Annotated in this window: 17 protein-coding genes, 4 tRNA genes and 1 pseudogene; 14 read left to right on the top strand and 8 right to left on the bottom strand. The window is 64.0% G+C overall.

Annotation, left to right across the window (positions count from 1 at the left end; translation table 11 throughout):
* Positions 1 to 19: 19 nt before the first annotated feature.
* Entirely contained in the window at positions 20 to 1,900 is a 1,881-nt protein-coding gene (locus B1756_RS06880; protein WP_086887875.1) for a bacterio-opsin activator domain-containing protein, read from the bottom strand.
* 109 nt (positions 1,901 to 2,009) lie between these two features.
* Here B1756_RS06880 and B1756_RS06885 point away from each other — a divergent pair, with 109 nt between their 5' ends.
* From B1756_RS06885 to B1756_RS06905, 5 genes are all read left to right on the top strand, one after another.
* Positions 2,010 to 2,213: an HVO_0649 family zinc finger protein gene (locus B1756_RS06885; RefSeq protein ID WP_086887876.1), complete on the top strand. Its 204-nt coding sequence runs from the start codon at positions 2,010 to 2,012 to the stop codon at positions 2,211 to 2,213.
* A 255-nt stretch (positions 2,214 to 2,468) separates the two neighbouring features.
* On the top strand, positions 2,469 to 3,608 hold the full coding sequence (locus B1756_RS06890; RefSeq protein WP_394340694.1) for a KaiC domain-containing protein: 1,140 nt from the start codon (positions 2,469 to 2,471) through the stop codon (positions 3,606 to 3,608).
* 117 nt (positions 3,609 to 3,725) lie between these two features.
* Complete coding sequence (locus B1756_RS06895; RefSeq protein WP_086887877.1) at positions 3,726 to 4,160, top strand: universal stress protein; 435 nt, start codon at positions 3,726 to 3,728, stop codon at positions 4,158 to 4,160.
* Between the two features lie 266 nt (positions 4,161 to 4,426).
* On the top strand, positions 4,427 to 5,860 hold the full coding sequence (locus tag B1756_RS06900; protein ID WP_086887878.1) for a hypothetical protein: 1,434 nt from the start codon (positions 4,427 to 4,429) through the stop codon (positions 5,858 to 5,860).
* 243 nt (positions 5,861 to 6,103) lie between these two features.
* Positions 6,104 to 6,952 carry a hypothetical protein gene (locus tag B1756_RS06905; protein WP_086887879.1) on the top strand — a complete coding sequence of 283 codons (849 nt, stop codon included), beginning with the start codon at positions 6,104 to 6,106 and terminating at the stop codon, positions 6,950 to 6,952.
* Between the two features lie 114 nt (positions 6,953 to 7,066).
* On the opposite strand, the gene B1756_RS06910 is transcribed toward B1756_RS06905, so the two are convergent.
* Positions 7,067 to 8,317, bottom strand: a complete 1,251-nt coding sequence (locus tag B1756_RS06910) for an RNA-guided endonuclease InsQ/TnpB family protein (RefSeq protein WP_086887880.1) — start codon at positions 8,315 to 8,317, stop codon at positions 7,067 to 7,069.
* Between the two features lie 297 nt (positions 8,318 to 8,614).
* Here B1756_RS06910 and B1756_RS06915 point away from each other — a divergent pair, with 297 nt between their 5' ends.
* The 5 genes from B1756_RS06915 (at position 8,615) to B1756_RS06935 (ending at position 14,804) form a co-directional block, all read left to right on the top strand.
* Positions 8,615 to 10,249, top strand: a complete 1,635-nt coding sequence (locus B1756_RS06915; RefSeq protein WP_086887881.1) for an ABC transporter substrate-binding protein — start codon at positions 8,615 to 8,617, stop codon at positions 10,247 to 10,249.
* A 257-nt stretch (positions 10,250 to 10,506) separates the two neighbouring features.
* Entirely contained in the window at positions 10,507 to 11,487 is a 981-nt protein-coding gene (locus B1756_RS06920; protein ID WP_086887882.1) for an ABC transporter permease, read from the top strand.
* Entirely contained in the window at positions 11,484 to 12,449 is a 966-nt protein-coding gene (locus B1756_RS06925) for an ABC transporter permease (protein ID WP_086887883.1), read from the top strand. Before B1756_RS06920 ends, B1756_RS06925 begins: the two co-directional genes overlap by 4 nt.
* 4 nt (positions 12,450 to 12,453) lie before the next feature.
* Positions 12,454 to 13,506 carry an ABC transporter ATP-binding protein gene (locus B1756_RS06930; RefSeq protein ID WP_086887884.1) on the top strand — a complete coding sequence of 351 codons (1,053 nt, stop codon included), beginning with the start codon at positions 12,454 to 12,456 and terminating at the stop codon, positions 13,504 to 13,506.
* Positions 13,506 to 14,804 carry an ABC transporter ATP-binding protein gene (locus tag B1756_RS06935; protein ID WP_086887885.1) on the top strand — a complete coding sequence of 433 codons (1,299 nt, stop codon included), beginning with the start codon at positions 13,506 to 13,508 and terminating at the stop codon, positions 14,802 to 14,804. The genes B1756_RS06930 and B1756_RS06935 overlap by 1 nt, the downstream gene beginning before the upstream one ends.
* A gap of 131 nt (positions 14,805 to 14,935) precedes the next feature.
* On the opposite strand, the gene B1756_RS06940 is transcribed toward B1756_RS06935, so the two are convergent.
* The 3 genes from B1756_RS06940 to B1756_RS06950 all read right to left on the bottom strand — a co-directional run bounded on the left by B1756_RS06940 (position 14,936) and on the right by B1756_RS06950 (position 15,292).
* Positions 14,936 to 15,001: transfer RNA gene (locus B1756_RS06940), tRNA-Gly, on the bottom strand.
* A 77-nt stretch (positions 15,002 to 15,078) separates the two neighbouring features.
* A tRNA-Gly gene (locus tag B1756_RS06945) sits at positions 15,079 to 15,144 on the bottom strand.
* Positions 15,145 to 15,221: 77 nt separating this feature from the next.
* A tRNA-Gly gene (locus B1756_RS06950) sits at positions 15,222 to 15,292 on the bottom strand.
* Between the two features lie 358 nt (positions 15,293 to 15,650).
* Here B1756_RS06950 and B1756_RS06955 point away from each other — a divergent pair.
* A complete protein-coding gene (locus B1756_RS06955; RefSeq protein ID WP_086887886.1) occupies positions 15,651 to 16,445 on the top strand; it encodes an NAD+ synthase in 795 nt (264 codons plus the stop codon).
* 30 nt (positions 16,446 to 16,475) lie between these two features.
* Here the strand turns inward: B1756_RS06955 and B1756_RS06960 are convergent, their stop codons facing one another.
* Positions 16,476 to 17,297, bottom strand: a complete 822-nt coding sequence (locus B1756_RS06960) for a class I SAM-dependent methyltransferase (RefSeq protein ID WP_086887887.1) — start codon at positions 17,295 to 17,297, stop codon at positions 16,476 to 16,478.
* 96 nt (positions 17,298 to 17,393) lie between these two features.
* Complete coding sequence (locus B1756_RS06965; protein WP_086887888.1) at positions 17,394 to 18,104, bottom strand: enoyl-CoA hydratase/isomerase family protein; 711 nt, start codon at positions 18,102 to 18,104, stop codon at positions 17,394 to 17,396.
* A 61-nt stretch (positions 18,105 to 18,165) separates the two neighbouring features.
* Here B1756_RS06965 and B1756_RS06970 point away from each other — a divergent pair, with 61 nt between their 5' ends.
* The 3 genes from B1756_RS06970 (at position 18,166) to B1756_RS06980 (ending at position 19,802) form a co-directional block, all read left to right on the top strand.
* Complete coding sequence (locus B1756_RS06970; RefSeq protein WP_086887889.1) at positions 18,166 to 18,939, top strand: DUF7114 family protein; 774 nt, start codon at positions 18,166 to 18,168, stop codon at positions 18,937 to 18,939.
* Positions 18,940 to 19,024: 85 nt separating this feature from the next.
* On the top strand, positions 19,025 to 19,576 hold the full coding sequence (locus B1756_RS06975; protein WP_228434515.1) for a hypothetical protein: 552 nt from the start codon (positions 19,025 to 19,027) through the stop codon (positions 19,574 to 19,576).
* 154 nt (positions 19,577 to 19,730) lie between these two features.
* A tRNA-Thr gene (locus tag B1756_RS06980) sits at positions 19,731 to 19,802 on the top strand.
* Positions 19,803 to 19,874: 72 nt separating this feature from the next.
* On the opposite strand, the pseudogene B1756_RS06985 reads toward B1756_RS06980, so the two are convergent.
* A pseudogene (locus B1756_RS06985) lies at positions 19,875 to 20,651 on the bottom strand (transposase).
* Between the last annotated feature and the right edge of the window lie 93 nt (positions 20,652 to 20,744).

A 20,744-nucleotide genomic window follows, 5' to 3' on the forward strand; every position in this document is an offset into this window, starting at 1 on the left:
GACCCGTCGGTCCGGCCGGTTACGACGAGTTACCTTCGAAGAACGCGCTGCAGAGCTTCGCCTCTGCCGAACGCAGGTGCTCGTGGAAGGTCGGGCGTGAGACGCCCATCGTCTCGGCCAGTTCCTCGCCGGTCGTCGGCCGCGGCCACTCGAAGTATCCCCCGAGGTACGCCCGCTGTAACGCGACGAACTGGCGCTCGGTGAGTTCCGACTCGAGCCGCGCGGCGAACTCCTGACGGGTGTCTCCCCCGGGCTCGCGCTGGTGGAAGGAGACGACGTCCGACCCGTCGTAGCGGTCCTCGATCCCCTCGACGACCGACCGTACGTCGGCCGAGCGGGGAATCTCGAGCGTGAGACGCGCCCGGCCCTCGTCGCCTTCGATCGCCACCAGTCGGACGCCGCGGTCGGAGAGCCAGGCGACCGGATCGTCCTGATCGGTTACCTCGAGCAGACACTCGCCGTCGCGCTCGACGACGACTTCGCCCTCGAGTCCCGCCTTCTGGAGCGCCGACTCGAGCGCCTCGGCAGTGGCGTCGGGGCCGGTAACCGTGTACAGCGAGGCGGTCCGGTCGCCGGTCCGGTGGGACGATCGGCGGTACTCGAGGCGACAGTCGACGGCGCTCGAGATGGCGACCGGGGCGAGGTCGGGGTCGGTGACGTCGACGTCGACGGCCACGACGGCGTCGGTCGCGAGCACGCGACTCGTCTCGCGAGCGTTGATCCCGCTCGCGACCGCGCGGGCCAGCGCCGAGAGGATTACCGACTCGCGGTCGTCGATGGCCGCCTCGGGTGCTGCCTCGAGGACCAACACCCCGTACTCGACGTCGTTGTAGACGAGCGGGAAGGCCGCGCGCGTCCGACCGTCGGTCTCGAGGACGGATTCACCGGATCGAACTGCAACCGCGGCGGGGTGTTCGTCGGCGGTCGAAATCGTGGCTGACGGGTCGTCGCCCGACGGTGGCGACACGTCCCCGGCGCGTTCGCGAACGACGATCTGCTCGGTCGCCGGATTCCGCTCGCCGATCCAGGCCCCCTCGTAGTTCGGCTCCTCGACGAATCGTTCGCAGACGGCTTGCTCGAGCGTCGACCGGTGAGTCGAGCCCGCGACAGCCGTGGTGACGTCCTGGATGAGTCCCTCGACACGGTCGAGGACGAACTCGAGTTCGGCGGTCCGGCGCTCGAGAGCGAGTTCGGCCTCCTTGCGCGCGGTGACGTCGTTCTGGAAGCCGACGTAGTTCGTCAACTCGCCGTCGTCGTCGTAGACCGGCGCGATCGTCACTTCGTTCCAGAACTCGGTGCCGTCCTTGCGGTAGTTCAGAATCTCGACGGTGACGGGGCGTTCCTCGTCGACCGCAGCGGCCATCTCGGCGATCGTCGACTCGTCGGAGTCTTCCCCCTGCAAGAAGCGACAGTTCCGGCCGATGACCTCCCCGGTATCGTAGCCGGTGATAACCTCGTAGGCCTCGTTGACGTACACGAGCGGGTTATCCTCCTGGTCGGGATCAGAGATCGCGATCCCGACCGGTGCCTCGTTCATCGCCCGGTCTTTCACCACACGATCGTCGGCCGGCGGCTCGTGACTGCCGGTGGATTCGAAGACGAGCGTCGTACCATCGACACCACGGTGGATCCGCGCGTCGAAGCGCTCGCCGGCCAGTTCGACCGTTCGCGCCGTGCCTGCCGTCGCGTCTGCGATCGCCTGCTCGAGCAGCGGCCACTCCTCGAACGCGCTCGCAGGATCGTCCCCCGAGGACACGTCGAACGCCTCTCGCGCGGCCTCGTTTGCCTCGGTGATCCGGCCCTCCGCGACCCCGACGACGGGGTCGACCAGCCGCTCGAGCGCCAGCGCTGACTGTGAGTTCCGTCCCCCGGCCCCAGGATTCGTGTCCACGTCGTCCATGCGATACCGTAGAACAGCCACTGGCAAGAAAGAGTGTGATTCGGCCGAGTGTCGCCCGCGAACACGGGTATCCCCCGAGGTTAAGCCGCTCCATGTCGTATGGTATCGTATGTCAGTGTATAGATCACCCTTCGAACGACTCCGGCAGACCTACGAGGCCGACCAGATCTGTGGCGCCTGCGGGCATCAGGACACCGATACCGAGGGCGGGTGGCGCGTCTCGACGACCGGCAGTCGCGTCCAGTACCAGTTCGTCTGTCCCGTCTGCGATGCCGTCGAGACGCGGGAACTCCGCCTCGAGCGCCGGCGCTGACTCGCACGCGACAGATCGAGTTGCGTCCCACCGCGTCGATCCCGGGCCACGGAGTTCCGGGTACCTCGTTCTGATCCAGCCCGTCGCACGATCCTCCACCGAGCAACAAGGTTAATTTCGGTCGCGCACCCTCGAGTAGACGAGAACTCCGTCCCCCTCTCGTATGTCAGGACGCTACCCGCCCGGTGACCGTCGTTCGGCGGCGACGAGCTTCGCCGCTCACCGTCGCGTGCGCCCGCCTCGAGCACGCCGGAGGTGGATCCCGTGACCGAAGACGACGACTGGTTCGAACGGGCCATCACGACCGACGATGGTGACGAGGGCGACGACGGCAGCGAGGAGGACACAGATCGCGACGACCGTGCCGACGCGTCGAGAACGGCTGCCGGGGACGCTGTCGAGGGGGCCGAGGAATCCGTCGACGAGGAACTCGAGTTCGACGAGGAGGACGAAGCAGGTGACGCCGAAGAGGCCGACGCGAGCGACTCGCTGTTCGCCGACGACTTCGGTGCGGCGATGGAGAGTGCGCCCGACCTCCCCGGTGGATCGCCCGGCGGGGATCTCGACAGCCCCGGCACGGCCGACGTCAGTCCGGCCGAGCCAACCAGCGCTGGTGAGGACCTCGAGTTCGGCAGCGCCGACCCTGCGTTCGCCACCACGGAAGAACCCACCTTCGACGACGAGATCGACTCCGACCTCCCCCGGATCGACCTCGGGATCGAGGGACTCGACGGGATGATTCAGGGTGGCGTCCCCGAACGGACGCTGATGGTCACCATCGGCGGCGCAGGCACCGGGAAGACGACCTTCGGAATCCAGTTTCTCGATCACGCCCTCGCACAGGGCGAGAGTGCGGTGTACATCACGCTCGAGGAGAGTCGCCGACGCGTGATCAACAGCGCGACGGAGAAAGGCTTCCCGTTCGACGAGTACGTCGACGAGGGTCGACTGGCGATCGTCGACCTCGATCCGATCGAGATGGCAAACAGCCTCGCATCGATCCGGTCGGAACTCCCCGCGCTCGTCGAGCAGTTCGGCGCGTCCCGACTCGTCCTCGACTCGGTCTCGCTGCTCGAGATGATGTACGAGAATCAGGCCAGCCGTCGTAACGAGATCTACGACTTCACCCGGAGCCTGAAAAACGCAGGCGTCACGGCGCTGTTGACCAGCGAGGCGTCCTCGGAGACGCCGTATGCCTCCCGGTACGGCATCGTCGAGTACCTCACCGACGCAGTCTTCATCCTCCAGTACGTCCGTGCCGCAGACGACTTCCGGGAAACGCAACTCGCCATCGAGATCCAGAAGATCCGTGACGCGAACCACTCGCGACACAAGAAGCCGTACGAGATCACCGGCGAGGGGATCTCGGTCTACCAGCAGGCCAACCTGTTCTGAAGGGAATACACCGACGTCGCGTCGACCATCGAGCGACGCCACGCCCGCTATCCCCGGCCGGCGAGGAGAGAAGGAAGGTCTTTTTCCCTCCACGCGAGTGGTCCGACTAGAGACTCGATGTACGAGACGATCCTCTTTCCGACGGACGGGAGCGAACACGCCGAGACGGTCGCCGAGCACGCGTTCGAAGCCGCCCAGGTGCGGTCGGCCACGTTGCACGTCGTCTCCGTCGTCGACGACCGCGCGTTCCTCGTTCTGGACGACGACCGCGTCGAAGAGGTCAGGAGCGACCTCCGACGCAACGCCCGCGCGGCGGTCGACGACGCCACCGCCCTCGCCGCCGAACACGACCAGGACCTCGAGATCGAAACGGCGATCCAGACTGGCCACCCCGCCGAGTGCATCGTCGACTACGCAGCCGAAAACGACGTTGACCTGATCGTCATGGGAACGAGCGGCGACGAGTACGAGAACAACGTCGTCGGGAGCGTCTCCCAGCGCGTCGTCCGGACCGCTCCCGTTCCGGTCACGACCGTCGGCCCGGACGCCTGATCCGCGCTCCGACCTCGTCGAGCCCCGAGGGTCTCCGTCGCCGTCGACACGTCCCGCCCGGTTTTATCATCACTCTCGGTTAGCTTTCGGCTTAACGTCCATGGTAGAGTTTCGGGAACTCGAGACGGACGCGTCGCCAGTCCGTCCGAAGACCCGTCATCGGTAAACAACCACGGGTCAGGTGACCCGTGGAACTCTCGCTGTTCCCTTTAGATCACATCCTCAGAGATCAAATTGATAAGTGATGACTCGTAAAGTGGTGAAGAATGCGCCGTTCGATCGTCGTCGCCGCGGCCCTGCTCGCCATCGCGTTCCTCTTCGTCGGAGGGCCCTCGCTACTCTTTTCGCCATCGGCAGACGAACTCGCGCCAGAGGAAACAGACGATCCCGAACCGGAGCTCGTCTCGTTCGACGGCGTCGACAGTGGGTTCTGGCCCTACCTCAACGCTCGTGAAGCCCACGAAAAACGGAGTCCACTGAACGTCGTCGTCCGCGGCGACGCTAACGAGACCCTCTGGCTGCTTGCAGAACACGGCGACGGAGACTGGGAAGAAGCCGACCACGACCACTTCGAGGCCGAGGAATTACTCGACTTCAGTGGCAACGATACCGACTCGGCGATGGATCCAGACATAGATCCAGACGAGGCAAACACGACGATAGAAGAGCACCGCCCCATAGAACCGACCGAAATCCCGTGGTCGGAAGCTGACGGTGCGACGCGGTATGCCTACCTCGACCCCGGCCCCGACGAGGACGCCTACTGGACCACCGAAACCCTCCAGCTCGAGGACGGCGAGTACTACGGCTACCGGTACCACGTCCGGATGTACGAGAGTCCGAATCCAGACGACGAGTGGGTCGTGATGCAAACTCACTCCGAACATTTCGACTGGTTCACCCTCCGCCACCGCGTCGACGGCGTCGAGCAGGCACAGGCCCGCCTCGAGGCCGACCTGATGGCCATCCCCGGTGTCGACGTGCAAGAGAACGTCCAGCGGATATTCCTCGACAACCGTGGCCCCTCCGACGCCGACGGCTGGGCGACCAAGGTCGATCTCACCGCGATGGCGGTGCTCCCACTGGCGCTCGGTCTTGCGGCCCGGCGGAATCGCGGCCGTACTCGCGACGGCAGTTCAGGTCGCGGACAGTACGCACGTGCCGAAACAGGTGGCGGAGCACTCGGCCGGATCGGCAATCCGGTCGACGACCGACTCACGGAATACGACCGGGAGCGACTCGCGGCCATCGCCGAGCGGATCGAGGTCGGCCACCTGCTGCTCGTCGTCACCATCTTCGCGGTGATCCTCGGCGTCCGTGCGGGGGGCATCCTGCTCGACAACACCGTCGACACACTGACCGTCCACATGATCGCCGCACTGCTGTACCCCATCATCGCCATCGGCCTCCCGGTCGCGACCTACACGATCGCCAACGGCCTCGAGCGCCGGATGGACGCCGCACTGGTGGCCTCGACGTCGCTCGCGGCGGCCATCTGGGTCGACTATTCGGTCATGGGCGTCGACGTCCTGCCGGTCGACGTGGTCTTCCAGCGTGCACTCGTCGTCGTCGCCCTCGGGCTGATCGCCGCCGGGGCCGCAAACCGGGCAACCCGCGGGTCGCGGTTCAACGACATGGAGATCGCCGGCGCAGGCCTCTGGGCGCTCGTCCTCGTGGCGACGCTACTCGGGTACCTGTGAGCCGGTGGCTCGAGGGCCCGGTACCATCGACGTCATCTGGTCACGTCAGACGTCACAGACCCCGACGGCCTCGAGATGAAGATCACCGTCGCATCGTCCGAGTTGTGAGTCGAAAGCCGAGCGCCAACAGCCGGGACCGGACTCGAGTTCGAGCGGTTCGCCGCCCGGCGGAGTCGACGGCTCGAACCGTTCATCACGAGGGAAACAATTACTGTCGGCCAGTCTAGTTGTCGAGACGACTCCATGCAATTCGACGTCGACGGCGGCAAACTCCTGTACGTGCTCGGTGTCGTCTTCGCACTCGGCGCACTGACCTACTTCGCGCGTGACGTCGTGTTCGGCCTCTCGATCACGGTAACGGCCGCTCTCCTGTTCGTCATCTTCCTGTGTTTCCTCGTGGCCGGGTTCACGATCGACCGCGACGTCCTCGACGTCGTCGCCTTCGCCGTCGCGGGACTCGCCTACGTGGTCTTCCTCTGGTACGTCACCATGCGGTACGGGCTCACTGACACCGGCATCTTCCTCCTGCTTTCCGCCTCGGCCGTACTGTTCGTCGGCCTCGGCTACGGCGTCCGGACGGTCGGGATCGACCTCCCCGTTCGACGGGCCGGCGCGATCGTACTCGCGCTGGTCCTCCTCAGTACGCTCCTCGCGGCGGCCGACGTCGTCAGCGGCGACGTCACGACCGAAATCGAACTCGAGGACACCGTGACGGTGTCAGTCTCGGACGCCGACGCCGATCGGGACGACCACGTTCGGGTCAGCCAGCAGGTCGGTACCGTCACCGTCAGCAACCCCTCGCCCTTTACCCGTCCGGTCGACCTTCCCCGCGCCCACGGCTGCGTCGTCGGCTGGGACGACCACCCCGACGACCGACTCCCCGTGCAATTCGAGCCGTCACAGTACGAGACCGCCGATCACCTCGAGCGTGGCGATAGTCGGACCTACGACCTCGAGGTCTCGCTTGCCCTCCCCGCGAACGAAACCGACGAACAGACGCTGGCCGTCGAGCGTGGCGAGGACTGTGACGTCAGCCGCTCGGAGCCGACGCTCGTCGTGGTCCTCGAGGACGACGATATCGTGGCCGTCTGATCAGCCTCGAACCTCGAATCGGACGAGAGCTCGGGGGTCGATGGCGTGTTCTTCGTGGATGTTCGGGTGAATCGCCTCGGGGTCAAGTGGTTCGAGAATCGAAGATTCTCGTCATCACGAGAGAGCTTTGCTCTCTCGATCGACCCCGAGGCTTCCTGCTTCCACGACGCGCTTTGCAGACACCTGAGTGGTGTCCGTAGGGAGCGCAGTCTCGACAGGCGTCTCTTCGGGCCATCCCAGCCCTAGTTCAGAAAAGCCGCGTTGCAGGACGTTCATCGCTGCGTTCGCGTCACGATCGCATTCGAACCCACACGAGGGGCACGAACGGTCTCGCACCCAGATGGGTTTTGCCGTCTCCACACCGCACGACGCACATTCCTTTGTCGTTCCCTCGGGTTCGACCTGTACGACGTGCGTGCCGTACAGGTCGCCTTTGTATTCGAGGAGTGTGATGAATTGTCGCCACGCTGCATCCTGCTTGGTCCGGGCGTTCCCCTCTCCCTGAAGCATCCCAGCTACATCGAGGTCTTCGACGAACACGGCGTCGTGCTCACGGACGAGCCACGTCGTGATCTTGTGCTGATAGTCGAGTACCTTCCGCCGGATGTGACGCGTGATCTTCGCCACTTCTCGACGTTGCCTCTCGTAGTTGTTCGACCCCTGCTCTTTGCGAGAGAGTTTGCGTTGCTCACGGCGGAGTCGCTCGTATTCGTCTTCGAGATCGAGCCACTCCACGGTCGTCCCGTCACTCGTGTGGATGTAGTTCAAGATGCCGAGGTCGATGCCAACGCTATTGCTCGTGTCGAGAGTCTCTACCGCGGGTTTCTCGGGGAGATCGGCATCGTCGACTTCGAGGCTGAAGGAGACGAACCACTCGTCGGTCGTCTCCTTTTTGATCGTGACTTCTTTGATGGTTGCTTCGTCAGGGATTTCGCGGTGGTAGCGGATGCGGATATCTCCGATTTTCGAGAGCCAGAGCGTCGCATGTCGGCCACTCGTGTTTGTGAGTTCGAAGCCAGACTGTGAGTACGTCATGCTCTGGAACTCCCGTGGAGACTTCCAGTTGAGTTTCCCGACCGTGTTTCCATTTCGTTTCTGTTCGGAGCGTCCATCGAGGTTCTGGTAGAATCTGGTGACGGTTCGTTGCAGCGCCTTCGAATTAACCTCCGAAAAGATGGGGAACTCGTCTTTCCACCCGGGAAGCCTGTAGTGATGCTTGTACGCGGAGCCAATGTCATCGGCGTCCACGTTTTCGTATTCGTACAGGGTGTAGTTGTACGCCTGGCGATGAACGTCGATGTGGTAGTCCAGTGCAGCCACTACCTCTTGTGTCGGGTAGGCGGGGTAGCGGTGACTGTATTCCATCGCTGTCTACTGGTTTGGGACGTGTCTACTCAATGGTTTGTCTGGTTGCCTATCGGATTCAACCCCCGGGAATTCTCCTTGTACTTCTGGAAACTGTCCCTGCCGGCCGCCGTGTGGACACTGTCATCGAGAACCTGTCCACTGCCGGCGACAGGGTTCGGCAAAGCTTACCCCATCCCAGATTAAACAGGAATAAAGATTGTCCGTACAGATTTGATCACTAGTGGGGAAGAAAATGGGCGATTCATTACACTCCAATCGGAAAGACTATTACTCCCTATTGGAATTGCATGGTTTATGCGTACAAATTCACGCCGATCATTCCTTCGATCGGTTGGTGCAACAGGTGCTGTTGGGACGGCCGCTCTCGCAGGCTGTGCCGGTGTAGACACTGGCGCTGACGAGGATCTCGGGGAGCCAGTTCCGGAGATCCAGTTTGTCTTCCAGACTGCCGGAGCGAGTCCAGACCGGAACGAACTCGGTCATCTCGTCGCGGACAACCTCGAGGAGATTGGCTTCGAAGTCGATCGGCAAGAGCGTGAGTTCGATCCGCTCGTTCAGCAGTCCGTCGTCGAACAGGACTTCGACGTCTCGCTGCTCGGGTGGGGTGGAACACCGGAACGGATCGATCCGCACATCTTCCTGATGGACATGCACCACTCGGACTTCAGCATGGAAGGTGGACGGAACACGCCGGGCTACAATAACCCCGAGTACGACGAAATCGCCGAAATGCAGGCCCAGGAGGTAGACGAGGACGCTCGACGCGAACTGGTGTTCGAGGCACAGCAGATGCTGTCGGAAGATCAGCCACGCTGTTACATCGCGAACGAGGGTGGCGACCATCCGTACAACTCCGAGCGTCTCGACAGCGTGAATCCGACGTTGGGCGAAGGGCTCAACGGGTTCTGGAACTTCTTAGAGCTGGAGCCGGCCGACGGCGTCGACGAGGTGACGTTCGGGTACGGGGCCGACATCATCTCGCTGAACCCGATGCAGGACCTGGCGACGCCGGACCGCCAGTTCATCCGGCTCATCTACGATCAGCTCTACCGCTTCGGCGAGGACGGCGATCCGGTTCCGTGGCTGGCCGTCGACGAACCGGAGATTTCCGACGACGGGACGGCCTTCACCGTCGAAATCCGCGAGGGACACACGTTCCACGACGGCGAAGAAGTGACGATCGACGACGTCGAGTTCTCGTTCGAACTCTTCGCCGAACACTCCCCGACGTTCCAGACCTACCTCGAGGGAATCGAGGAGATGGAGACCAGCGGCAACGAGATCACCTTCCACCTCGACGAACCCGACGCGACGTTCGTGAGTAACGCGCTGGCACAGATCTACATCTTCCCCGAACACATCTGGGCCGGGATCGACGACCCGACCGAACAGGGAGACGACGAGTACATCGGCAGCGGCCCGTTCGTGTTCGAAGACTGGGAGCGCGAGGTCGAGATGCAGTTGCGCAGGTTCGACGACCACTTCCAGCCGCCGAACGTCGAGCGGCTCATCCGCGTTCCCGGCGACGCCGGCACCCTGATCGATCAGATCGAGGCACACGAGATCGACATGTTCGGCAACGAGCCGACGCCGGTCCAGGCCGAACGGATCGCCGACGATCCCGATCTGGGTCTGGCTACCTTCGAAGACATCGGCCACGTGAAGCTCTCGTACAACATGCGTCGCGATCACATGGACGACGTCCACCTCCGACGCGCGATCTCCTACTGTGTCCCCAAAGAAACCTTCGTCGAGGACATTCGCGGCGGGATGGGGACGGTAACCCACTCGCCGATCGCTCAGGCAGTCGAGAACTGGCACAACCCCGACGTGCGCCAATACCACGAGAACCTCGAGGCGGCCGAAGAAGAACTCGAGGCTGGCGGTTACGAGTGGGGAAGCGACGGCCGGCTCTACTACGGGGAATAACCGCTGGCCGTCCGACGGGAGCCACGAACGGGTGAACTCCCGTCTACAACCGAACGGAACGAACGAGAGCGACCCGAATTGGACCTCGTTTCGCGACACTACTGACCCGATTCGACCCGTCGACTGACGGGACTGAAAAACGAACGACCGATGCACCACATTGACCATATTCGATGCGATCGAACGATCCCGCGTGATGGGATAGGCAGACGGATGGAAACGAACGCACAACCGAGTGTACCAAGCGAGGACGACAGATGGGATTGAGAGAGTACATCGTCCGACGCATCCTCCAGCTCGTGTTTACGCTGTGGGCGTTCGTCACGCTCCTGTTCGTGTTGTTCAGGATGGTCCCGGGTGATCCGACGACGCGGTTCGTCATGGAGTATCCCACGCCCGAGGCACGGGAACAACGGATCGAAGAGCTCGGGCTCAACGAGCCGCTGCACGTCCAGTACATCGAATACATGAGTCAGCTCATGCGGGGGGAGTTCGGCGACTCGACACACTACCGGGAGCCAGTGAGCGAACTCATCTTTCCGCTGTTCCTCAACACGATCGTGCTCATGTTCACCGCGTTGATCATCGCCTATACGTTCGGCGTGATCTTCGGCGCGGCTATGGGTTGGTTGCGAGGCAGCCGCTTCGAACGCGGCGGTATCGTCGCCACGCTCATGGCCCGCTCGTCGCCAGAGTTCTGGATCGGCGTCATCCTAGTCTGGATCTTCGTCTTCCAGCTCGGGGTCCTCCCCCGAAGTGGGATCGGCGGGTACGGCGACGAGTTGACGATGAACGTCATCGACCGGTACGTCAACGTCGACTTCCTCCGACACCTGATTCTGCCAGCGCTGACGGGAGCGATCTACTACATGGCGACGCCCGCCCTCCTGATGCGAAATACCATGCTCGAGGTCCTGAAGGCCGACTTCATCGAGATCAAAAAGGCCGAAGGGCTGCCCGAGCGAACGGTACTGTACAAACACGCCGCACGCAACTCCGTGTTGCCGCTCGTGACGGTCGTCGCGATCGCAACCGGTGCCGCGATGGGCGGTTCGGTCATCATCGAGACCGTCTTCAACTGGCCGGGGATCGGCCGTGAGATGGTCGCGTCGGTGACCAGAAACGACTATCCGGTCGCGATGGCGGCCTTCTTCCTCATGGGAACCGCCGTGATCGTGATGAACTTCGTCGCCGACCTGGCGTACCTCTATCTCGACCCACGGGTGAAATACGAATGAGTCTTGAAACCCCTCCCACGGATACCGACTCGCTGGACCGACGCAAACTTCGCTGGCAGCGCCGCCTCGAGGCGGTCCGCAACTGGCTGAACGTTCTCAAAGCGGACCGAATGGGCCAGATCGGACTCACGATTCTGGCGGTGTTTTTCTTCATCGGGGTCTTCGCCCGTCCGATCGAGATTTCGGTTGGGCCCGTCTGGGCGACGGTCCAGCCGTTCTCGCTCGCACCCTACGAGCCCGGTGCCCGGGTCGCCGGAACGGGGCTCCAGGGGCCGTCGTGGGACCACCCGCTCGGTACGACACACCTCGGTCGGGACGTCCTCTCCCAGCTGCTCGTCGCGACTCGAGTGACGCTGATCGTCGGCGTCGTCGCAGCGTTCATGGCCGTCTTCATCGGTGCGAACGTCGGCATCATCAGCGCCTACTACGGCGGCTGGGTCGACGACCTCCTGATGCGCATTACCGACGTCGTCTACGGCGTTCCGTTCCTGCCCTTTGCCATCGCACTGGTGTTCATCATCGGTGCCAGTCTGGTCAACGTCATCTTCGCGATCGTATTGATCCTCTGGCGTGGCACCGCCCGCGTCGTTCGGTCACAGGTACTGAGTCACAAACAACGGCCGTACGTCGAGAGCGCCCGAGCGATCGGCGCGAGTGACTTTCGGATCATGTACGTCCAGATCATGCCGAACGTCCTGCCACTGATCTCGCTGTACGCCGCCTTCGCGGTGGCGTGGGCGGTGATCGCAGAGGCGAGTCTCTCGTTCCTCGGACTCGGCCCACCGGGGATGATCTCCTGGGGCGAGATGATCTACGACGTCCGCAGCGCCGGTGCCCTCCGCGAGGCGTGGTGGTGGGTGTTCCCACCGGGCATCGCCATCATGCTGTTCGTGATGTCGGTGTTCTTCATCGGCCGCTCGCTCGAGAAAGTAGTCAACCCAGAACTGCGCCACTCCGAATAAGACAATGACGCTACTCACAATCGACGGATTGCAGATGTACTACCGGAGCGAGGACGGATACGTCCGTGCCGCCGACGACATCAACCTCGAGCTCGAGCGCGGGCAGACACTCGGACTCGTCGGCGAGAGCGGCTCCGGAAAGACGACCATCGCCCGGTCGATCATCCGGCTGTTGCCGGACAACGCCGAGGTCGTCGACGGATCGATCGACTTCGACGGTACCGAGATCACCGACCTGACCGACCGGGAACTGCGCAACCAGATCCGATGGCAGGAGGTATCGATGATCCCGCAGAACGCGATGAACGGCTTCGACCCGGTCTACACCGTCGGCCAGCAGATCGTTCAGGTGATCAGACACCACGAAGACGGCGTCTCGAAGGCCGACGCGAAAGAGCGCGCCAGAGCGCTGTTCGACGAACTCGGCATCGACCCCGACCGCGTCGACGACTATCCCCACCAGTTCTCCGGTGGAATGGCCCAGCGAGCGATGATCGCACTGGCGCTGTGTCTCGAGCCACGGCTGATCCTCGCCGACGAGCCGACGACGGCACTGGACGTGGTGATCCAGGACCGCATCCTCGACACCATCAAGGAGATGCAAGCGGAGTACGACAGCGCGATGATCCTGATCACCCACGATATCTCGGTGGTCAGTGAAACTTCCGACCGAATCGCCGTCTGTTACGGGGGACGGATCGTCGAACAGGCCGACGCGGCCACGATCATCAAGAATCCCCGCCATCCCTACACGCTCGGACTGCGCAACGCGTTTCCCGACATCGGGGACTCGAACGACGAACTCATCTCGATCCCAGGTACGCCACCCGAACTCGTCGATCCGGGCGAAGGCTGTCGGTTCGCCCCCCGGTGTCCGTTCGCCGAAGAAGAGTGCTGGGAGGTCACGCCGGAACCCGAAGAGTACGACGACGGACACATCGTCGAGTGCCACCGCGCCGACGAGGCCGACGAACTCCGACCGCTCGCCGAACAGCGAGAGACGTGGATGGGCGAGGAGAAACCGGAAACAGCCCCCATTCAGGGAGGTGACGACTGATGTCGCTTACGTCCGAAACCGACGAGCGCGCAACGCAGGCCGACGACGTGAAACTCCGACTCGAGAACCTCGATAAACACTTCGCCGTCAATCAGGGTATCCTCTCGCGAATCCTCCGCGGAGAGTCCTCGCAGTACGTCCACGCTGTCGACGACGTCTCCGTCGAAATCGCCGACGGGGAAGCGTTCGGGCTGGCTGGCGAGTCCGGCTGTGGGAAGACGACCCTTGGAAAGACCGCCATCAAGCTGACCGAGCCCACGAACGGTCGGATCATCTTCGACGGCGAAGACGTCACCGACCTGAGCGGCGGTGACCTCAAGGCATTCCGACGAGAGGCCCAGGTGATCCACCAGAACCCGTACGACTCGATCAACCCCCGATTCACGGTCTACGAGTGGGTCGAAGAACCCCTCATCGTCCACGACATCGGCACGCCCGAAGAACGTGAAGCGCGCGTCCTCGAGACCCTCGAGATGGCCGGACTCGAGCCACCGGAGGCCTACGCCCACGAGTACCCGACAGAACTCAGCGGTGGTGAGCGCCAGCGGGTCGGCATCGCCCGCGCGCTGGTACTCGAGCCGTCGTTCCTGCTGGCTGACGAACCCGCGAGCATGCTCGACGTCTCGATCCGGGCGAGCATCCTCGAGGTCTTCGAACGGCTGCAGGACGAACTCGGCCTGACGGCGCTGTACATCAGCCACGACCTCTCGCTGTTGAAACACATCTGTGACCGCATCGGGATCATGTACCTCGGCGAGCTCGTCGAGGTCGGCCCCGCAGACGAGATCATCGACAATCCCCAGCACCCGTACACGCAGGCGCTGGTTTCGTCGGTCCCGCGGGTCGACCCCGACGTCGACCGCGAGCGCATCGAACTCGTTGGCGAGGTTCCCGACGCCGTCGACGTCCCCAGCGGCTGTCGCTTCCACCCCCGGTGCCCGAAGCTCATCCCACCGGAAGACGTCGACCTCGAGCAAGACGTCTGGCGAGCCGTCGCCAACCTCCGGCGCGACCTCCTCGAGGACGACCTCGCACTGGCCGACGACGAGACGCCCACCCCCGCAGCGATCCGGGCAGAGTACGGCGTTCCGGACGAACTCTCCGATTCCCACGTCGACGAGGTGCTCTCGGCGGCCCTCGAGACCTACACACAGAGCGACGAGGCGACGCTCGACCGGCTCAGGGAGGCACTCGAGAGCCCGTGTGAACGCGGCTCGATCCCGACGTATCAGGCCACTGGCGTCCAGCGCTCGCAGTGCCTGCTGCACGACCCCGACGGCCCATATCAGGTCGAGTAACTCGGCGAGCGGGCCGATCGGACCGCCTCGAGACCTCGACGCGCGTTCTTCGACGTTGTTCCCTCTTCGGTGCAGCCACCATTATCCCTCCAGACGGCCAGTAGACACTCAGAACGCACCTCCGAAGACAGTGCGCCGACCGGGAGTCGAACCCGGGCTATGAGCTTGGGAAGCTCATGTCCTACCACTAGACTTCCGATGGACTCGCTCCGCTCGTCCATCGACCTTCGCCTCGCGACGCTCGGCTCAGCACCGGCGCTGTTACGGTCGAAAATGCGCCGACCGGGAGTCGAACCCGGGCTATGAGCTTGGGAAGCTCATGTCCTACCACTAGACTTCCGATGGACTCGCTCCGCTCGTCCATCGACCTTCGCCTCGCGACGCTCGGCTCAGCACCGGCGCTGTTACGGTCGAAAATGCGCCGACCGGGAGTCGAACCCGGGCTATGAGCTTGGGAAGCTCATGTCCTACCACTAGACCACCGGCGCTCACTCACTTCGTTCGCTCGCGCTGAGGATCGCAACTCCTCCGGGGTTGCTCACCACCGGCACGCGTCGTCCTCCGGGGTTGCTCACCACCGGCACGCGTCGTCCTCCGGGGTTGCTCACCACCGGCACGCGTCGTCCTCCGGGTCCGCTTCGTTCAGCGAGACACCGGGTTACTCGAGTAGTAGCCACCGCCGACACTTCAACGTAGCGCTCCGAGCGCGCCCGTCGCTCCCGTTCCGAACACCAGTGGAGGCGACTCACCACGAGATCCCGTCACTCGAGCCCCTGACCGAACGTCCGTCCACTTTTTCGGGCGAATGCGAGGCTATTAGGGCGGTGCGGCCGTACAGATCGGCAAATGATCGACCTTCGGTTCTCTGAGGCGGAACTCGAACAGCGACGCGAGCACATCACCGACTTCATCCGCGAGCAGGCCGACGCCGCCGGCGTCGACGGGGCCGTGCTCGGCCTCTCGGGTGGGATCGACAGCACGCTCACGAGCTACCTCGCCGTCGAGGCGCTGGGAGCCGAGCACGTCCACGGCCTCGTCCTCCCGGCAGAGGTCAGCAGCGACGAGCACATGAGCGACGCCGAGCGCGTGGCCGAGGACCTCGAGATAGAGTACGACGTGATCGAGGTCGAACCGATCGTCGACGCGTTGCTCGCGGCCTACCCCGACGCCGAAGGCGACCAGATGGCCGTCGGGAACGCCCGCGCTCGCGTCCGGGCCGTGCTGAACTACCTCGTCGCGAACCACGAGGAGCGGCTGGTGCTCGGTACCGGTAACCGCAGCGAGGCCGCCGTCGGCTACTTCACCAAGTACGGCGACGGCGCGGTGGACTGTCACCCGATCGGGAACCTCTACAAGGCCCAGGTCCGCCAGCTGGCTCGCCACGTCGGCGTCCCCGAGGACCTCGCGACCAAGACGCCGACGGCGGAACTGTGGGCCGACCAGACCGACGAACAGGAGATGGGGATGGGCTACGACACGCTCGACTCGATCCTCGTCACCCACATCGACGGCCCGCTCTCGGTCGACGCCACCTCCCGCCTGCTCGAGGTCGACACAGAAACCGTCGAGCAGGTCCGCGAGATGTACGCGGCCAGTACCCACAAGCGTCACGTTCCGCCAGCGCCGGAGCCACTCTCCTGAGCGGCGGTTCGATTTGGTTCCGCTCGCGTCTCACGCCGACTCGAGGACGGCCACGACCCTGAGCCGTCGGTAGTCGGCGATCCAGTGATCGTCGTCCACGTACAGGTCCTCGCGCGCCTCGTCTTCGACCGCCTCGAGGAACCCGTCCCGTTCGTCGTCGGGAACCGGCCCCAGTAACTCGTCGCCGAACATCTCGAGCCATCCCGACAGGCCATCGTCGCCGTCCTCGAGCGGCGTCGGGCGGTCGAACAGCCGGGCGTGGCGAACCTCGAAGCCGTGGGCCTCGAGTGCGCTGGCGTACTCGCCGACGCTCGGGAAGTACCACGGGTTCGCGGCCGGATAGCCCCGGCGCTCGAGTTCGGTGGCGACCGCGTCGACGATCGTCTGGACGTTGCCCGTGCCGCCGAACTCGGCGACGAACCGGCCACCGGGGCCGAGCGCGTCGGCGACGCACTCGAGGACGGCGTCCTGATCCTGTTCGTCGATCCAGTGCAGCGCGGCGTTCGAGAAGACGGCGTCGAAGGGGTCGTCGAAGGCGAACTCGCGGGCGTCGGCCCGGACGAACGCGTGCTCCGGGTACCGCTCCCGGGCCTGTGCGAGCATCTCGGGGGAGCGATCGAGACCGACGACGTCGGCCCCCACGTCGGCGATCCGTGCAGTCAGGTGGCCGGTCCCACAGCCGAGGTCGAGAATCCGCTCGTCGGGAGTTGGCTCGAGCAGGTCGAGGACGTCCTCGCCGTACTCGTAGACGAACGAGTGGCTGCCGTCGTAGGCACTCGAGTCCCACCCGTCGGTGCGCTCGCCCTCGTTCTCGCGGCCGGTCGACTCGGGGTCGTCGCTCGAGGTGGTCATAGCTCTCCTTTCGCCGGAGGGGACGTAAATCCTCGAGTCGCGGCGACGGGCAGTGGTCAGAGTGAACCGACGCAGCGCAACCGGAGAGAAACGAAGCTACTCGAGCAGCGCGTCGACGTCGTCGGCGTGGGCCGCCACGAGGTCGCCGAAGGCTGCAGCCTCGCGTCGTTCCTTGGTCGCCTCGCCAGCGCAATCCCGGATACGGCGCTTGAGGACGCCGAGCGCATCGTGGGCGTTCGCCGCGATTTCCTCGGCGACCGTCCGCGGCTCGTCTTCGATCCGGGAGATGAGCCCCATCCGGAGAGCCTCCTCGGCATCGACCGAGCGACCGGAGAGGGCGAACTCGAGGGCGTCACCTTCACCCAGCACGCGCGGCAAGCGGACGGTTCCGCCCCAGGCGCCGAACAGACCGAAGGTGACGCCCGGTTCGCCGTACGTCGAATCGGGCGTGCCGACGCGGACGTCGCAAGCGAGCGCGAGTTCGAGACCGCCGCCGCGTGCGGGACCGTCGATGCCGGCGACGACGACCGCGGGCGACGCTTCGATCGTCCGGGCGACCCGCTGGCCCAGTTCGGCGAACGCGACTGCGGCGTCCGGATCGCCATCGAGGTCGGCGACGGCGTTCAGATCAGCACCGGCGCAGAAGGCCGGTCCTTCGCCGGTGAGATAGATTACCGGTTCCTCGGCGTCCGCGATGGCCGCCTCGAGGGCCTCGAGAGCGTCGAGGGTGAGAGCGTTACGGGCGTCGGGCCGGGCGAGCGTGACGGTTCGAATCGACTGCCGTTCGTCAGTCGTTACCCCGATCATACCCCGGAGTGAATCGGGCGTTTCCAAAGGCCTTTGCTTCCTCCGTCGTAAGCCACCGCCAATGGAGACGGCCGACAACTGTCGGCGTGCCGCGTTCGAAGCCGTCGCGGACGTCGAACCACCGCGGTTGCACGACCTCGTCGAGACCATCCTCGAGGACGCATCGATGGTCCCCGGCGCGCTCACGATAGAGAGCGCCGCCTGCGCCACGTCCGAGACGGGGAGCGTCCGCGAGGAAGCACGCGAGAACGGCGACCGCAACCAGGAGAACGTCGATACCCACGCCGCCGGCGTCCAGCTCATCTACGAAGGGCTGCGGCTCACCCGAACGCTTGCCCACGAAGAACCCTGGTCGACCGGCGAGGAGACGGCCCGGACCAGCGAAGCCGACCTCGAGATCCTCGCCGCCGACATCCTCGTCGCCCGCGGATTTTACCTCCTCGCGCGCACGGAGGCCGCCGACAAGGCCGTCCAGACCGTCCGGGCGTTCGGCCGCGATCAGACTCACAGGGTCCGCGATCACCCGACCGTCGGTTCCGAAGACACCGCCGGTGACTCACGAGAAACCGACGGAGTCGACGCATCGACCCTCGACGGCGAAGCCAACCTCGAGCGCGACGTCCTCGAACTCGCCGTCCGAACCGGCGCCGCAGCCGTCGGCGAGCACCCCTCCCCCCGACTCCTCGCACTCGCGGACGATCTCGCACGGAGCGTCGGCCCCTCGTTCCCACCGACCGAGGAGTGCCTGTCCGACGGCGACCTCGAGGCCCGCCCGTCCGACGCCACGCTCGATGATGGGACCACCGACCGGGCGACGTCGGCGACCGACCACTGACCGATACGGATCCCCGCACCCGCGCTCGGGCCCCGACTGCGGTGAAGACGTAACTATTATAACACGACTCGCTGACATCTAGGCGATGCCTTCGCTGCCCTCCACCAGCGACGACGAAACGACAGATACGAACACCCGGTTCCCGATTCCGACTGGCGGGCTCGCTCGCCGCCGTTTCCTCGCGGCCGCCGGCGCGACCGCCTCGGTCGCCCTCGCGGGGTGTGCCACCGTCGTGGACTTCCTCGCTGGCATGGTCCTCGACGACGTGAACCTCATGAACGGGACCGACCAGGTCCTCACCGGCTCGATCGTCGTGCGAAACCCCGACGGCGAGACCGTTCTCGACGACTCGTTCGAGGTCGAACCGGACGAGGACGACGGTGGACCCGACCCCGACGAGGAGTCCCAGGCCGTCTTCGGCGACGTCTTCGACGGCCCCGGCGAGTACACCGTCGAGATCGAACTCGACGAGGATAGCGCCATCGACGGCGAAACCGAGGCGACGCTGACGGCCACCGTCGACGATCCAGAAGAAGAACACATCATAGTCCTCTTGGGTGCCCCCGAACACCCGGAGCCGGTCGACGTCGTCGTCATCGAGAACTTCTCGGAGATGGCCGAGCGACTCGAGGAGTGAGCCGCTCCGGGCCGTATCTGCTTCCAACGCGAGTTTCGAGCGCTCGAAGGTCGGTCACCGGCGACGGACCACCAGACGGCACTCCGACACACCACCACACGGGGCAGGCGAATCGAAACCCATAAAGACGACTCCGGACAACCAGTAACTGCGCGCCTGGGTAGCTTAGCGGTAAAGCGCGTCCTTGGTAAGGACGAGAGCCCGGGTTCAAATCCCGGCCTAGGCTTTTTCGTTTCACGCGTTGGTTCAAGTGCTCTGTTGAATGGCTGCTGAATGATGGTTAGAGAGGCTCACAGAGTTATTCTATGCTAATGATAGCGAACACGAGGACAATTTCACGGAACCGTCGATACCAGCCCAGTGCTCGCACGGCATCGCCGAGCGAGCGCTTCGTTGTCGAGTACGAAGTTTCGGCCATCCAGCGCTGAGAGTAGTCTTTTGTCTGGATGAGCGCGTTGTTCCCCATCGTGAGTGGTCTCGATCCGCGCTGTAAGATCAGGGGTTCGACACCGGGGGCGTAAAACTCGCATCTGGTGTGCCAGTTGTGGAAGGCTTTGTCAGCTGCCACTGAAAGCAGGTCGTCCGCGTTCCGGCGGACGACCTGTGGCCCTGTCTTCGTATCGTGTTTCCACCGGGCCGAGATATGGACGGCAAGAACTGCAAGAGACTCCACATCGGTTAGTGTCGTCACTTTCAGCGTCTGAACGCTATTCCCGGATCGTTGACGGGAGTATGAGGAAGCAGCGCGTCGGTCAAAGAACGTACTGTCGAGAGCAACGTGCCCGCCATACCCACATTCTCAGCCGATCGAACGACTTGTAGATCGTGCTGTAATCCGGCAACTCGTCCCGATCGAGGCCAAGTACGTCACGAACCTCAGACATGTACTTCAGCCGGTTCGGCGTTTCACTGTAGCTATGGCCCCCTCGAGCCGACAACTGTACAAAATGACGTGCATCCAGCGGACGAACCCGCTGCTGGCGTACTCGCCCGCGTGTTTCCCAAACGCTTGTTTTGTCAGGTCTCGACACTTCTCAACGAAGTCGAGGATATCGATCTCAAGTCCAAGCTCGATCTTCTCGGGTTCGTCTTTCTAACCCGTAATGTCTGTCGGTTAGATCGTTCTGAAACAGAGCAGTTTTCACCGTCCCTCGGTTCGCCAATAGCA

Source organism: Natrarchaeobaculum aegyptiacum (genome assembly GCF_002156705.1).
Lineage (GTDB): Archaea > Halobacteriota > Halobacteria > Halobacteriales > Natrialbaceae > Natrarchaeobaculum > Natrarchaeobaculum aegyptiacum.

What these genes read in the sequence shown, in the direction of transcription:
- B1756_RS06905 (WP_086887879.1), top strand. Translation starts at nt 6,104, where the DNA reads ATGCAATTCGACGTCGACGGCGGCAAACTCCTGTACGTGCTCGGTGTC.
- B1756_RS06910 (WP_086887880.1), bottom strand. Translation starts at nt 8,317, where the DNA reads ATGGAATACAGTCACCGCTACCCCGCCTACCCGACACAAGAGGTAGTG.
- B1756_RS06975 (WP_228434515.1), top strand. Translation starts at nt 19,025, where the DNA reads ATGCCTTCGCTGCCCTCCACCAGCGACGACGAAACGACAGATACGAAC.
- B1756_RS06960 (WP_086887887.1), bottom strand. Translation starts at nt 17,297, where the DNA reads ATGACCACCTCGAGCGACGACCCCGAGTCGACCGGCCGCGAGAACGAG.
- B1756_RS06880 (WP_086887875.1), bottom strand. Translation starts at nt 1,900, where the DNA reads ATGGACGACGTGGACACGAATCCTGGGGCCGGGGGACGGAACTCACAG.
- B1756_RS06915 (WP_086887881.1), top strand. Translation starts at nt 8,615, where the DNA reads ATGCGTACAAATTCACGCCGATCATTCCTTCGATCGGTTGGTGCAACA.
- B1756_RS06955 (WP_086887886.1), top strand. Translation starts at nt 15,651, where the DNA reads ATGATCGACCTTCGGTTCTCTGAGGCGGAACTCGAACAGCGACGCGAG.
- B1756_RS06900 (WP_086887878.1), top strand. Translation starts at nt 4,427, where the DNA reads ATGCGCCGTTCGATCGTCGTCGCCGCGGCCCTGCTCGCCATCGCGTTC.
- B1756_RS06895 (WP_086887877.1), top strand. Translation starts at nt 3,726, where the DNA reads ATGTACGAGACGATCCTCTTTCCGACGGACGGGAGCGAACACGCCGAG.
- B1756_RS06925 (WP_086887883.1), top strand. Translation starts at nt 11,484, where the DNA reads ATGAGTCTTGAAACCCCTCCCACGGATACCGACTCGCTGGACCGACGC.
- B1756_RS06930 (WP_086887884.1), top strand. Translation starts at nt 12,454, where the DNA reads ATGACGCTACTCACAATCGACGGATTGCAGATGTACTACCGGAGCGAG.
- B1756_RS06920 (WP_086887882.1), top strand. Translation starts at nt 10,507, where the DNA reads ATGGGATTGAGAGAGTACATCGTCCGACGCATCCTCCAGCTCGTGTTT.
- B1756_RS06935 (WP_086887885.1), top strand. Translation starts at nt 13,506, where the DNA reads ATGTCGCTTACGTCCGAAACCGACGAGCGCGCAACGCAGGCCGACGAC.
- B1756_RS06970 (WP_086887889.1), top strand. Translation starts at nt 18,166, where the DNA reads ATGGAGACGGCCGACAACTGTCGGCGTGCCGCGTTCGAAGCCGTCGCG.
- B1756_RS06885 (WP_086887876.1), top strand. Translation starts at nt 2,010, where the DNA reads ATGTCAGTGTATAGATCACCCTTCGAACGACTCCGGCAGACCTACGAG.
- B1756_RS06965 (WP_086887888.1), bottom strand. Translation starts at nt 18,104, where the DNA reads ATGATCGGGGTAACGACTGACGAACGGCAGTCGATTCGAACCGTCACG.